The organism is Flavobacterium sp. 316 (genome assembly GCF_000967805.1).
GTDB classification, from domain to species: domain Bacteria; phylum Bacteroidota; class Bacteroidia; order Flavobacteriales; family Flavobacteriaceae; genus Flavobacterium; species Flavobacterium sediminilitoris.
In genome coordinates this window covers 112682-125828 of the sequence record NZ_JYGZ01000005.1, presented here as the reverse complement: position 1 = coordinate 125828, position 13147 = coordinate 112682, and the positions used below count along the sequence as shown (strand labels likewise).

20 protein-coding genes are annotated in these 13147 nt (G+C 28.0%); 19 read left to right on the top strand and 1 reads right to left on the bottom strand.

What is annotated here, in order from left to right; all coding sequences use genetic code 11:
• Nucleotides 1-45 precede the first annotated feature (45 nt).
• The 14 genes from SY27_RS11690 (at nucleotide 46) to SY27_RS18695 (ending at nucleotide 6837) form a co-directional block, all read left to right on the top strand.
• Nucleotides 46-720, top strand: coding sequence for a hypothetical protein (locus SY27_RS11690; RefSeq protein WP_045970494.1), 675 nt, complete (start codon nucleotides 46-48; stop codon nucleotides 718-720).
• A gap of 17 nt (nucleotides 721-737) precedes the next feature.
• Nucleotides 738-1280 carry a hypothetical protein gene (locus SY27_RS11685; protein ID WP_045970492.1) on the top strand — a complete coding sequence of 181 codons (543 nt, stop codon included), beginning with the start codon at nucleotides 738-740 and terminating at the stop codon, nucleotides 1278-1280.
• 58 nt (nucleotides 1281-1338) lie between these two features.
• Nucleotides 1339-2046, top strand: a complete 708-nt coding sequence (locus SY27_RS11680) for a hypothetical protein (RefSeq protein ID WP_045970489.1) — start codon at nucleotides 1339-1341, stop codon at nucleotides 2044-2046.
• Nucleotides 2037-2321: a hypothetical protein gene (locus SY27_RS11675; protein WP_045970487.1), complete on the top strand. Its 285-nt coding sequence runs from the start codon at nucleotides 2037-2039 to the stop codon at nucleotides 2319-2321. The genes SY27_RS11680 and SY27_RS11675 overlap by 10 nt, the downstream gene beginning before the upstream one ends.
• A 126-nt stretch (nucleotides 2322-2447) precedes the next feature.
• Nucleotides 2448-3131: a zincin-like metallopeptidase toxin domain-containing protein gene (locus tag SY27_RS11670; RefSeq protein ID WP_045970485.1), complete on the top strand. Its 684-nt coding sequence runs from the start codon at nucleotides 2448-2450 to the stop codon at nucleotides 3129-3131.
• On the top strand, nucleotides 3128-3436 hold the full coding sequence (locus SY27_RS11665; RefSeq protein ID WP_045970483.1) for a hypothetical protein: 309 nt from the start codon (nucleotides 3128-3130) through the stop codon (nucleotides 3434-3436). The genes SY27_RS11670 and SY27_RS11665 overlap by 4 nt, the downstream gene beginning before the upstream one ends.
• A gap of 60 nt (nucleotides 3437-3496) precedes the next feature.
• The gene (locus SY27_RS18885; RefSeq protein WP_045970480.1) at nucleotides 3497-3727 is read left to right on the top strand and encodes a hypothetical protein; all 231 of its coding nucleotides are present in this window, start codon (nucleotides 3497-3499) and stop codon (nucleotides 3725-3727) included.
• A complete protein-coding gene (locus SY27_RS18540) occupies nucleotides 3708-4169 on the top strand; it encodes a zincin-like metallopeptidase toxin domain-containing protein (RefSeq protein WP_161794152.1) in 462 nt (153 codons plus the stop codon). The genes SY27_RS18885 and SY27_RS18540 overlap by 20 nt, the downstream gene beginning before the upstream one ends.
• On the top strand, nucleotides 4169-4474 hold the full coding sequence (locus SY27_RS11650) for a hypothetical protein (RefSeq protein ID WP_045970479.1): 306 nt from the start codon (nucleotides 4169-4171) through the stop codon (nucleotides 4472-4474). The genes SY27_RS18540 and SY27_RS11650 overlap by 1 nt, the downstream gene beginning before the upstream one ends.
• A 62-nt stretch (nucleotides 4475-4536) precedes the next feature.
• Nucleotides 4537-5283: a zincin-like metallopeptidase toxin domain-containing protein gene (locus SY27_RS11645; protein ID WP_045970477.1), complete on the top strand. Its 747-nt coding sequence runs from the start codon at nucleotides 4537-4539 to the stop codon at nucleotides 5281-5283.
• Nucleotide 5284: 1 nt separating this feature from the next.
• Complete coding sequence (locus SY27_RS11640) at nucleotides 5285-5575, top strand: hypothetical protein (protein WP_045971112.1); 291 nt, start codon at nucleotides 5285-5287, stop codon at nucleotides 5573-5575.
• Between the two features lie 62 nt (nucleotides 5576-5637).
• Nucleotides 5638-5766: a hypothetical protein gene (locus SY27_RS19195; protein WP_255350301.1), complete on the top strand. Its 129-nt coding sequence runs from the start codon at nucleotides 5638-5640 to the stop codon at nucleotides 5764-5766.
• A 17-nt stretch (nucleotides 5767-5783) separates the two neighbouring features.
• On the top strand, nucleotides 5784-6158 hold the full coding sequence (locus SY27_RS11635; RefSeq protein ID WP_045970475.1) for a hypothetical protein: 375 nt from the start codon (nucleotides 5784-5786) through the stop codon (nucleotides 6156-6158).
• A gap of 430 nt (nucleotides 6159-6588) precedes the next feature.
• Entirely contained in the window at nucleotides 6589-6837 is a 249-nt protein-coding gene (locus SY27_RS18695; RefSeq protein ID WP_152640755.1) for a hypothetical protein, read from the top strand.
• Between the two features lie 577 nt (nucleotides 6838-7414).
• On the opposite strand, the gene SY27_RS11625 is transcribed toward SY27_RS18695, so the two are convergent.
• Nucleotides 7415-8185: a DUF5995 family protein gene (locus tag SY27_RS11625; protein ID WP_045970471.1), complete on the bottom strand. Its 771-nt coding sequence runs from the start codon at nucleotides 8183-8185 to the stop codon at nucleotides 7415-7417.
• Between the two features lie 165 nt (nucleotides 8186-8350).
• Between SY27_RS11625 and SY27_RS11620 the strand changes: the two genes are divergently transcribed.
• From SY27_RS11620 to SY27_RS11600, 5 genes are all read left to right on the top strand, one after another.
• Nucleotides 8351-8827: a M15 family metallopeptidase gene (locus SY27_RS11620; RefSeq protein WP_045970469.1), complete on the top strand. Its 477-nt coding sequence runs from the start codon at nucleotides 8351-8353 to the stop codon at nucleotides 8825-8827.
• 25 nt (nucleotides 8828-8852) lie between these two features.
• Nucleotides 8853-9308 carry a hypothetical protein gene (locus SY27_RS11615; RefSeq protein ID WP_045970467.1) on the top strand — a complete coding sequence of 152 codons (456 nt, stop codon included), beginning with the start codon at nucleotides 8853-8855 and terminating at the stop codon, nucleotides 9306-9308.
• Nucleotides 9309-9342: 34 nt separating this feature from the next.
• Nucleotides 9343-9669, top strand: coding sequence for a hypothetical protein (locus SY27_RS11610; protein WP_045970465.1), 327 nt, complete (start codon nucleotides 9343-9345; stop codon nucleotides 9667-9669).
• A 5-nt stretch (nucleotides 9670-9674) separates the two neighbouring features.
• The gene (locus SY27_RS11605) at nucleotides 9675-10712 is read left to right on the top strand and encodes a patatin-like phospholipase family protein (RefSeq protein WP_045970463.1); all 1038 of its coding nucleotides are present in this window, start codon (nucleotides 9675-9677) and stop codon (nucleotides 10710-10712) included.
• A 71-nt stretch (nucleotides 10713-10783) separates the two neighbouring features.
• Nucleotides 10784-13147 (top strand): hypothetical protein, encoded by a 2364-nt coding sequence (locus tag SY27_RS11600; protein ID WP_045970461.1) that lies wholly within the window; start codon nucleotides 10784-10786, stop codon nucleotides 13145-13147.

Genomic DNA, 13147 nt, shown 5'->3' with positions numbered 1-13147 from the left:
GGTGGTTTTTTTATGCTTACTAAATAGTAATTGTAATTATTATCTTTGGGAGGAGAAATAACAGCTGCCATAAAAGGAGGTTTACGTAAAAGTGCCAATGAAGTTCTAGAACATAGTGATGATTTAAAGAAAACTGCTAAAAATGCTGATGAAGCCAAGCAAATAGATGAGGTAATTGAGCATTTATATAAAGTGGCAGAAGAAACATCTGATTACAGTTCAAGATTTGCAAAAAAAGTACTTAAAAACTTGGATGAAGTTTCTTCAAAAATAAAAAACTACGAATCAAGTATTCAGAAGTTAAAATATGAAGAGGGTATGTTGCTAAACAATGCCAAGAAAATAGAAATTAAAAAAGTCACGCAAAAAAAAGAGAGCAGTATAAATTGGGGGCATATCTCAGATGAAAAATTTGTAAGATCTATTATTACACATAATCATCCTAATGGCTCTGGTCTTAGTTTGGCTGATATTAAAATGTTTATCGGAACAAGATTATCAGAAGTGAGAGCTGTAACACCTAAAGGGACTGTTTACAGTATGAAAAATAAAGGAATTACTGACCGATTAGGCAAAGAATTAATTGATAAAATAGAAAAGCAAGAAAAATTTGCAAAAGCTGCATTTCCAAATGCCGAAGAGTTTTTAGATGCTTATGTGTTTAGGGTAATATGGGAAGATATTAAAGACCTAGTAGAGTATGTACATTATGTAAATTAATTTTAAAATAAACAATTATGATTTTTGAAGGAATAAATATTGGTTTTTTATGGGAAGATGTTAACGAGAAAATTTTAGATGCTCCAAATCCATTTGATGAAAAATGGAGAGATGCTAAAATAAAATATAGAGATTTCAATAAAACAGGGTCATTAGAAAAGATGTTACAATTATTGATTATTGCTTATAAAGATGATTCCCCAAGAGACATCTTTACACTTTCTAAAGATATTAAATCGGCAGGTAATGCCATTTATAAAGATAATCAAGTAATACAATTAAAGAAAGATCTTGCAAGAACAGATATTGAAAAATTTATAGATACTATAAAAGATAAAGATGGTTTAGAAATACCAGTGGAACGATTTTTTGAATTTGTTGATTCACATAATTTTACCAATATGGTAGAAAACACATTAGAAGGTAAACAGTTTTCAAAAACTATTGAAGGAAACAAAATAATTTTTAAAGTTGAAAACAGCCCTATTGATAGTGTTGAGTTAACTTCTAAAAGTTTTCTTCTAAAAATAAATGATTTAATCTATAAATATAAATATTAACTAAACCACCTCCGGGTGGTTTTTTTATGCTTAAAAAATATCCCCTCAAATCTTATCTTTGACTGGAGAAATAACAGCAGCCATAAAAGGAAGTTTACGTAAAAGTGCCCAAGAAGTTCTAGAACATACTGATGAGTTACAAAAAAAGTTAGACAATCTGGTTATAGAAGAAAATAACTTAAAAAGAAAACTAACCAATGATGAGATTGATGATTTCTTTAAGCATTTGGAGGAGGTTGCTGAGCGAAGAAAAATTGTAGATGGAGGATTGAGAGGTTCTAAAGTATTAAGTACAAAACAGAAAGAAGAGATTTTGGAATATTCTAAAAAATACTTTGATGAATCCGAAAATATAGAAGAAAAAATTCAATTTGCTGCAGCTGAATCAACTAATGACACTGGTTATATGGCAAGTTTTGATATAACATATATTAATACAGATATAATGCCCGGTCAATTAGATACCGCAAATTCAAGATTGAGTTGGAAAGCAGCTATAGCTCACGAGCTAGAAGGTCATAGAAGAGCTTCATTATTTAATAAAACAGTAAATTTCCCTGAGCTATCTATTGAAATGAATAATTTATTAGAAGAAATTCAGGCTAGTGTAAGGTCAAGTAAATATGGACAAGATTTATCGGAAATAGAACGTTATGATTTAATGCAGGATGCAATTGAACGATTTAAAAATCATAAAGACATAATATCAGAATCAAAATATAAGAATTTAACATTTGAACAATTAATAGCAAAATTATGGATTTGAAAAAATTAAAAACAAGTACAATATTCAAAAAAGAACAATATATATATGTTGGAGTTATTATAGAAAATCTAGATTTAAAATTTAGTGTTTCTGATTTAAAAGAGTTTTATAAAGGAAAAAAAATTAATGTAGACGGAAACGTTTTAAAGATGGATATTTTAGATGTTGATGGATATATAAATAATCAAGATTTAAACAAAATAAATGTTTTTTTTAAAACAGATTTAACTGCTGAAAAAGATTTAAAAGTAAATGATTTACTAAATGTAATATAGGTTTAAAAAATTTGTGTGATATAAAAATAACATTTCCAATAAAGAAATAATGCTCAAAATATAAATTTTTAACCACCTTCGGGTGGTTTTTTATGTTTGATAAATAATTGCGATCAATTATTATCTTTGGGAGGAGAAATAACAGCTGCCATAAAAGGAGGCTTACGCAAAAGTGCCAATGAAGTTCTAGAACATACTGATGATTTAAAGAAAACCGCAAAAAACGCAGATGAAGCCAAGCAAATAGATGAGGTTATTGAGCATTTGGAAGATGTTGCAGATCTTGATTTAATGGCAAAACCAGCAGAAATTGGAAAATTTGGAGGAAAAAAATTAACAGCTTCACAAATTAGAAAATATAAAGGTTGGTTAAAGCAAAATGGTGTAGAAACTTTCTTTGAAGAAGACCTTATACTTAATAAATTTGGAAAAATAACAAATAAAGAAACCTTAAATAAGTTTAAACCTTTTATGAGTGATGGAATTCAATTTGACACATTGCAAGATTTCTATTCATATATGAAACAAGAAGGTGGTTTGGGAGTTTTTCACGCAAAAACAAAGCAATTATTTTTAACCAAAGAACCAACAGAATTAATGTCATTTCACGAAAAAATGCACGTAAAACATTATTTAGAAATAGGTGAAAAATATCATTCTTTACCTTCTTGGGAAAGAGAAACGTATGTTTTTTTAGAAATCTGGAAACAAAAACATCTATATACTAAACAAGAATTAGAATTCTCTTTAAAATATGTTGATCTATATAGAAAAGAAGCAGGACAAAAACTATTAAATTATAAAATATGAAATATACCGAAGAGCAAATTAAAGAAAAAGCCCATCAAATAATGAAAGACTTAAATGGCAAATATTATTTTGAAAATTGTGTTAACAAAGCAATTTTTCAAAAAGACGAAATAGTTTTTGCGGGTAAAATGAAAGGAAAAGAAATACCCTCTTGGCTAATAAGTATTAAAGCAATCGCTGACCAGTTGTGTTTTTTGCATATATCCGATGAAACAGGAGAACCATTATATTATATGAATTTCAGTATGGTTTGTTTTAATGTAGAAAAAGATAAAAACGGTAAATATTTTAAAACAGAGATTTAATTCTTAACCACCTTCGGGTGGTTTTTTTATGCTTTATAATTAGCCCTTCAAATCTTATCTTTGACTGGAGAATTAACCGTTGCCATAAAAGGAGATTTACGCAAAAGTGCCCAAGAAGTTCTAGAACATACTGATGATGTAAAGAAAAAGTTAGACAATCTCGTTATAGAAGAAAATAACTTAAAAAGAAAACTAACCAATGATGAGATTGATGATTTTTTTAAACATTTGGAAGATGTTGCAGAGGTTGATTTTATGGCTTCTAGAAAAATTGGTAATTATAGGAGGTAAAATATTAACAACATCTCAGATTAGACAATTAAGAGGAACTTTAAAACAAAAAGGTATACATTTAATAGTTGAAGGAGACATAAAAAGTATTACAAAATTATTCAAGCCTATTGATGAGTTTAAAAATATAGATGAATTATTTTATGCAATGAGAGCAAAAGGATTTCCTGGAGGTTTTAACGCACATACTAAACAATTTTATTTAAGTAAAAACGCAACAGAAATAGTTCAATTTCATGAGCTAGCTCATTTGAAACACTATGAAGAATTAGGAGAAGCTTATTTATTATTATCAAAATTAGAAAAAGAGACTTATGTCTGGAAAGAAATTTTTGCTAATAAAAGCAAATGGACAAAACCAGAATTACAAGACGCTTTAAATTACATTAACAAGATAAGAGTTAGAGAATATGGATTAGACCCATTAAAAATTAAAATATAATGAAACATACAGAAAAACAAATTTTAGAAATAACCAAAAAAACACTTAAAGAAATTTTTAAAGATTTATATAAAGAATCCGATATTGAACAAGTAGTTTATAATGGTAATAAAGAATTAATTAGGGGAGAAAATACTGGCAAAAATCATCCTTGTTGGGTAGCTATAATTAAGTCTTTATTTGATAGTGTAGATTTTTTAGTGATTTCAGATGAGACTGGTGAACCGCTATACATTCAAGGCAAATACACTACGTCAGAAATTGAAAAAGACCAAGAGGGAAATTATTATAGAAAAGAAAATTAATTTCAAAGCCACCTTCGGGTGGTTTTTTTATGCTTACTAAATAGTAATTGTAATTATTATCTTTGGGAGGAGAAATAACAGCAGCCATAAAAGGAGGTTTACATAAAAGTGCCAAAGAAGTTCTAGAACATACTGATGATTTAAAGAAAAAGTTAGACAATCTCGTTATAGAAGAAAATAACTTAAAAAGAAAACTAACCAATGATGAGATTGATGATTTCTTTAAGCATTTGGAAGATGTTGCAGATATTTCTAAACTTTCTAAAGTAGCTGGAAGAGGAAGGCAATTTGGACAAAAACTATCAAAGGCTGATTTTGAAGAGATTAGAAAATTTTTAAAATCTAACAAAGTTGAGTTAGAATTTCATCCTTTAAATCAAGTTAAAAAGATAGAAGGTTTTTTTACTGCTTCTGGACAACCTGCATTAATGCCAAAAGGAGCTGCTGCAATTTTTATAACTGATGGAAAGAAAATGAAAATTATTTTGCGTGAAGAAGCTACAGTTTATGAATTTTTCCATGAGTTTATGCATTTTAGACACTCAAAAGAAATTGGATTAGAAGAATTTTATAAGTTAGGCGGTAGAGATAGCTTAGGAGAATTGATAAAGGAACAATGGGTTTTTGACATTTTAATGAAAAATAAACAATATCTAACAAAGAGTGAAATTGACCATGCTCTTTATTACATTAATAATAAAGTTAGAAATAAATTCGGAAAAGAACCTGTTGATGTAGATTTTGATTTATCAAAAATACCTGAAGTAAGAAAAGAAATTAAAATAAGTGAAATTTTTAAAATTAAATAAAATGATAACCAAAGATGATGTCTTAAAAATAGCAATACAAGTATTGAAGAATAGTGATATAGATTATACAAGTATAGATAATGTAGATAAGATAAGATTTATTTCTAAAGACGATATGGTGTACCCTTTTCCATATGGAAAGTATAAGGGTATAAAAAAAGATCATTTTTCAATTTCATATGGGGAAATATGGGGAATTGAAGAAAAAAGTATGTTTATAGATATTGATGCTGAAAATGGTGAACCATTATATATTATTACACCACATGGTTATTTAGATATAGAAGACTAATTTCAAAACCACCTTAGGGTGGTTTTTTTATGCTTACTAAATAGTAATTGTAATTATTATCTTTGGGAGGTGAGTTAACGGCTGCCATAAAAGGAGGTTTACGCAAAAGTGCCAAAGAAGTTCTAGAACATAGTGATGATGTAAAGAAAACCGCAAAAAATGCAGATGAAGCTAAGCAGATAGATGAGTAATTGAGCATTTATATAAGTTGAATGACCATGGCACTGCATATAATAGTTCGAAATATGCTACTAAAGTTAGTAAACTAACAGATAATGCATCTCAAAAAATAAAAGATTTTGAAATAATTCACTCTAACTCAAGTTTAGAAAATGCAATGATATACAATCCAGAAACAAAATTAGCCGATTTTTGGACATCAAATTTGCCAGATAAGATTAAATTCCCACAAAGACTGATAATGAAAATGCGTAAAGCTGTGGTAACACATAATCACCCTGGAGGAAGTGGATTAAGTATTTCAGATATAAAAACATTCTTACAAGGAAATTTACATGAAATAAGAGCCGTTACACCAGACGGTAGTGTCTTTAGTATAAAAAATAAATCTGGATTATGCTGAAAAAGGTGGTTCTCGACAAGATGAATTTGATGAAAGATATAATTTAATTAAAGATAAAATAGAATATTTACATTATATAAATTAAAAAAAGAAAATTATGAATATAGATTTTGAATTAGATTTCTTTTACTATAGARAAGAAATAGGTTTGGATTATGAAGATSAACATATGAAAAARCTATAYCCACACATWAGTAARGSAAWAGAYTTTRTTRMAGRWGARTCATTASRRAATRTTTTTAGRTTAYTTACTAGAACTTATACAAAAAAATACCCTTTAACKGATAATTGGTTYRGWWTGTTTTTAWTAAAARAYTCTAGCAAATATATAGTTAAGGATCCTGATTATGTAGATGATGAACTGGATTTCTTTATTTCTGATGCAATGAATAGTAGATCTGATATATCTTCTATATATTTTAAACAAATAATGGATGAAAAATCARGCTTATTGTATTTAGAGTATACAGAATTTATTTTTAAAAATCCTGAAAATGTTTTAGTAATAGCCAGCGCAATTGAAAAAGAATTAGATRGATTGACTTATAATAAACAAACAGGAGATGAAACAATTTATGAGGTTTTAAATTCTCCTATTAAAAAGATTGAACTATCATCCTCTAAATTTAAATTAACTATAAATAAAGATTATTGGGATAAAAGTTTAGGATYATTTTAATACAATTTTAAAATGATGTAAAGTCATGTAATAATAAGCTACTTTCGAGTAGCTTTTTTATRTTTAAAAATTAAAATTACAAAATAATGACAAAGGAAGAAATAATAGAAAAAGTTAAAAAGAATATGATCTAGATATAGGAATTAAATGTTGGGATAAAGAAGTTGAAGAAGATTTAGATGGATCAATGCGTGAAACATATGTAGTGAGATTCAAAACCTTGGACACTAAMGTAAAGTACACGATAAAGGCGAGCTAATATCATTAATAGAGGGTTTTTATTGTAGTTATTATGTAGATGCAAAAACTTTTGAAATTCTTTATTATACCACTCCTCACRGATATAGACTTCCAGATGGGAGTTATATTAGATTGTAGTATCTTTTCTCAAACCACCCGAAGGTGGTTTTTTTATGCTTTAAATTTGACATCCAAATCTTATCTTTGAGTGGAGAATTAACCGTTGCCATAAAAGGAGGTTTACRCAAAAGTGCCCAAGAAGTTCTAGAACATACTGATGATGTAAAGAAAAGCGTTAAATATTGATAACATTAAACTTATAATACATATAACCAATTTAAATCACACTTCTCAATTTATCAATTTTTGCCACCACACTTCCTCTTTCAAACAAACGGAGGATTTTAAAAATCAAAGAAGGAATATATCCAGGATTAGTAATTAAATCTGCAATTTTTGTTATTTTTTTATCTCTAAGTTGTATTTGTTGTTCCAGTTGTGTTGAATTTAATGGTGCCAATTCAACTGCAAATTTCCAAGCACCGTTTCTAGCTTCTTGCATACTAAAATCAATTAGAAAAGTATCTACATTTCTGGTTTTCTTTAATACCCATTTTAAAAAAGGCCAAACATCTGACATAGCAGTTTCTACATTACCCACTAACCCAGATAGTATGTGATTAATCATATTAAAATCGGCATGCAAGTCATGTATTTCATCTCCAGGTGCAACTTGTGCTGCTGCAATACTTAAATCTAAATTAATGTGAGCATTCATCCCTAATAATAAATGTTGTAATACTACTATCCAATAATCATTGGCATATTTAAAAGCAACTTCCCAACAAGAAGACGGTAGCAAACTCATTTTATATTCATAATACGCTTTAATATATCGATTAGCAAAAATCACATCAAGTTGTTCCATTCGTGGTCCATTTTGAAACATTCCCTCCACTATTCCTTCTTTTACTTTTTCAGTAACCTTGTAATACAAAACAGCAAAGTAACCCAAAGTAGATTTATCCTCTATAGATTCATCAATAATTACATTCAAAATTGAAAGAACTTCATCAATTGTTTTGGCTTGTGGAATATTTTCAGACATAGAATATTTTTATTGTAAATATAAATCAAAAAAATTCAAAAAACTGCTTAACTATTCATTTTAATCAAGATATAAAATAAAAATACTTAGATTATTTTCTTTGTGTTATTTGTAAATTAAGATTATTTTCTTTATATTTGTTTTTTAATTTAAAAATACTGTTTTATGGACAAATACACTAAAAAAAGAATTCAGAAACTTCATCCATTAGTTAGAGATGAAGTAGAAAAGATTGTTGAAGAATGCAACATTGCACTCTCTGAAAGAGCAAAAATACGAATCACACAAGGGTTTCGTACTATTGAAGAACAAAACGAATTATATGCCAAAGGGCGCACTATTTCAGGAAAAAAAGTAACAAATGCAAAAGGAGGACAATCTATTCACAATTACGGATTTGCAGTAGACATATGCCTTATTATAGATGGTAAAAAAGCATCTTGGGATACTATGAAAGACTGGGATGGAGATAAGGTGGCCGATTGGTTTGAATGTGTGAAAATTTTCGCAAAATACAATTGGGATTGGGGAGGAAATTGGAAAACATTCAAAGACTTACCTCATTTTGAGAAAATTGGATATAATAATTGGAGAAAATTATCTAAACTTAAGAAAGATAAAAATGATTATGTAATTTTATAAAACAAACAACAAATAAACACAAACCATGAAAACACTAAAAATAAGATCTGTTCTACTTCTATTAATTGTTTTAACAAGCTGTCAATCATTAAAAACAGCCATTTTCGATCAATATTCCTATCAAAAAACAACTGAATTTAAAGTAGAAACATTATCAATTATGGATAATGCAATATATCCTTTTGAACAACAAAAAGAAGCTGTTGAAAAATTAAAACTCAACATAGAAAAGCTTAAAGAATACGAAAAAAACAAGCCAAACAACGAAATTACTTTTGCAATGTGGCAAGTTTTAACTAATAAAGAAAAGCATCTTATTAGTGGCTTTTTTAAACTTTGGGAAGAAAAACAAAACCTCTCTCCTACTTTTATTAATGAATCAAAAAAACAAATTGAAGAAGCTTTTGACCTTCTCATTCAATATGAAATTAAAAAAGATAAAACATCAAAAGACAATCTATTAGAAATTATATCACAATAAAACTTACAAACAACAAATAAAAACAATATAAATCATGGATATCGAAAAAGTAATGAGCGACCTAAAAGCAAGCCTTTTAACTCTCTTAGAAAATAAATACAAAGAATTAAAACCAGAAATTAAAAAAGATATTGACGATTTTCTTAAAAAATCGAAAGAAAAAATAGAACGCTGGTTATTATTATTAATTGAAGGAGCTATAACAAAAGAAGAATTTCAATGGTTACTAAAAAGTCAGCAAGATATTATTGCCTTAAAAGCACTACAAACAGCTGGACTATCTAAAATTCGATTAAACAATATTAAAAACAACATTATAAAAACCATTTTTGATGTTGTCATCACAACTGTTTTAAAATAAAATGTATGGCAAAAAAAATTAGAATATTAAGTCTAGATGGTGGTGGAATACGAGGTATTATAACTTGTGTTGTTTTACGATATATTCAAGAACAACTACAAAAAATTGATAACCCAAATGCTAAAATTGGCGACTATTTTGATTTGGTTGCGGGAAGCAGCACTGGTGGTTTATTATCTGCAATCCTATTATTCCCTGATAATTCTAAAAACGCAAAATTTTCAATTGAAGCGGCTTTAGATTTATATGCAAAAAAAGGAGACTCAATTTTTAATGTGTCATTTTGGGAAGAAATTATAAATCCATTTGGTCTTTTTAATGAAAAAATTTCACAAAGAAATCTTGAAAGACAATTATATGAAGTATTCGGAAACCTAGAATTGAGAGAATTAATAAAACCCTGTTTAATAACATCTTACGACATCAATCAAAGAAAAGCGAAATTTTTTTGTAGTCACGAAGCAAATTCGCAATTAGAAAATTTTTATGTAAAAGATGTTTGTAGAGCCACGAGTGCAGCGCCAACCTATTTTGAACCTGCCAAAATAAAATCGCTCTATGATCAAGAGTTTACATTAATAGATGGTGGTGTATATGCAAATAATCCTGCTTTATGTGCTTATGCAGAAGCTAGAAAAATACCTTTTTCAAAAGTCTTAAAAGATCCTAACAAACGAGATTATCCTGATATTAATGATATGGTTATTGTCTCAATAGGAACAGGAGAAGTATTAAAGCCTTACACTTTTGAAAAATTTGTAAATGCAGGAAAAATAAAATGGATTTCTCCTCTAATTGACATTCTACTTTCGGCTAATGCTGAAACCGTAAATTATCATCTTACTAAAATGTATGAAACATTAGGACCAAGAAACCAAAAGAACTATTATCGTTTAATGCCACAATTAAGAAATGCTTCACCTGAAATGGATGATACATCAAAGAAAAACATCTTTGAACTCATACAAGCAGGGTTATATTTTATAGATCAAAACAGAAAAACTCTAAATGAAGTTGCTAAAAAATTAGTAAAATATAAGTAAAATAAAAAAGTTCAAGGTGCACATTGAGCTTCATTTATAAATTACACGCAAAATAAAAAAATTACACACAAATGATAAATTTAAATGAACTCAATGAGCACAATAAATCTTTTATTGATTTGCTCAACAACAATAATAAACCTATAAATCTTAATCAAATTAACAATGGATTTATAGGGAATGACCCTTTTGAAAGAATTAGAACCACTAAAAGCATTAGAGAAATTTCTAATGAAATAGCTATGGAATCTCCTTTTGGGAAAAGAAGTTTGTTTTATAAACCTGAATATATTAATGAATATATTGATTTTGTAAAACTTTCAGAATTTATCAAAAAAGGAGTAGATGCATCATTCGATTACAAAGATTTTATAGGAAAGGAAAGTCGAATTGTTTCCAATGTTGTTTCTTTTGGAGAAGAAGCGAAATATGACCGAATAGCAGGTATTCCTTCGAGTTATAAAAGTAAAGAATCTTATGATGCAGAAATTCCATTAGTAAAACAATCGTTCACTGGAGATAGAGTATTACACCTAAAAGGGAAATTGTATAAGGAAGATCTTGCAATAGTAAATATTGGAAAAGATTATGATGGTGATGCAACTGGCGGATTAGAATTTGAATTTGATTATAAAAGAAGAATTATTAATTATAAAATTCACTTTTACTATGTCGGAAAAGCATTGGTTTATGAAAAAAACAATATTGATAACATTGCTTTTACAGTTAGCTCTTCTAATTATGAAGATTTTTACGCTTTTCTTGAAATTATTGGTAGAAAATACCCAAATGATAATTTTAAAAATGAAATTGCAAAAACCTTCATAAATGCTATAAACAATATTAATCTTAAAGCAAATAAAAAACCTCAAAAACAATTTGATGGTTATGATTTTAGAGATTTAGATTGGTTGTATCAAAACATACCTTATTTTGTTGCAAAACAATTAAATTTTAACCAAACAATTGACAATATTTTTAAGCTTAACTTTAGAGATATTACTAGTCCTATTTATGATTTTACTGCTGCTATATCTTCTGTTTTACAAAAAATAGACAGTCAAAAAGTATATGACTATTTCTATAACAATCCACAGAAGTTAATTGCGCTTTTAAAAGGTTTTGACAATGATAATTTAGTAAAACAATTTTGCAATTATTTAACAGCAATTACTTTTATATATGGCAAACAAAATATTGAAAAAACAAGGAAATTTACATTAAGTAATAGTACCCATATTGAAACCAACATTTTATATGGTGATGAAAAAAGAAAAGTAGAATTAAGAAACGAATTACAGTTGCCAACAATAAAGTTCAATGGATTAAATTTTATAAATTTGTTTGCAGAAGATATTGAAATTAATAACCCGAAGAATCAAAGCAATCAGTTTCATCCACTAGACATAATCTATATTAGTCAATATGATGAAAACTATCAAGAAATTGAAAAAATTCCTTCTATTGCTTTGTATGGCAAATTTTTAGGAGATAAAAGTGAATGGAGCGATGTAACCGATGCAGCTCTTGCAGTTATAGATGTTATAAGTGTAATTATTAGTGGAGGTGCGCTTGTTGCAGGAATTAAAGGAGCGGCAAGATTATTTGCTGTTTTGGATATTACCATAAGTACTATAAATTTAGCTCTTTTAAGTCCTAATTTACGCAATCGTCTTAACAAAACCGAAGCAGGAAGATGGTTTGTTAACCACTGGGGAATGATAAGTTTTTGTGTAAGTTTAGGTACTATTTCATATTATCTTGCCAAAGGAGTTTTAAAATACAACTCACAACTAAAACAACAACTGAAAAATGAACCTGAGCTAGCTAAACAAATTGATGAGTTGGTTGAGGAGAGTAAGAGGGTTGTAGAGATAGATTATTTAGCAAATGTAAGTGGAAGAGGAAGAAGACTAGGGCAAAGGCTAACAAAAACAGCTTTAAATGATTTAGTAAATTATTTAAAAAAATCTAGAGTAGATTTTGAAATATTTCCAGAAAAAGGTGCTTTTGAAATAAAAGATTTTATTGGATCTAATGGAAAAAACTTGATGATGACAGAAACAACTCAAGCAGCATTCGTTTATACAAGTAAAAATGCGAAATTTTGCGTTAGAGAAGGTGTAACCATTTATGAATTTATACATGAATTTATACACTTTAAACACTCTAGAAAATTAGGGCTAAAAAAATATCATAGTTTAGGAGGTTATGGCACGCCAGGAGAATTAATAAAAGAACAGCAAGTCTTTGACAAACTAATTGAATTCAAGAATTTTTTAACTCGAGAAGAGTTAAAAAGTGCTTTAAACTATTTGAATAAAGATATTTATGATATAAGAGGAATTAATCCTATCTCTTTTGATTTTGACATTAACAAAATACCTGAAGTGAGAAAAGAAGTTGATATTAAAAAATTGTTTTACATAAAATAA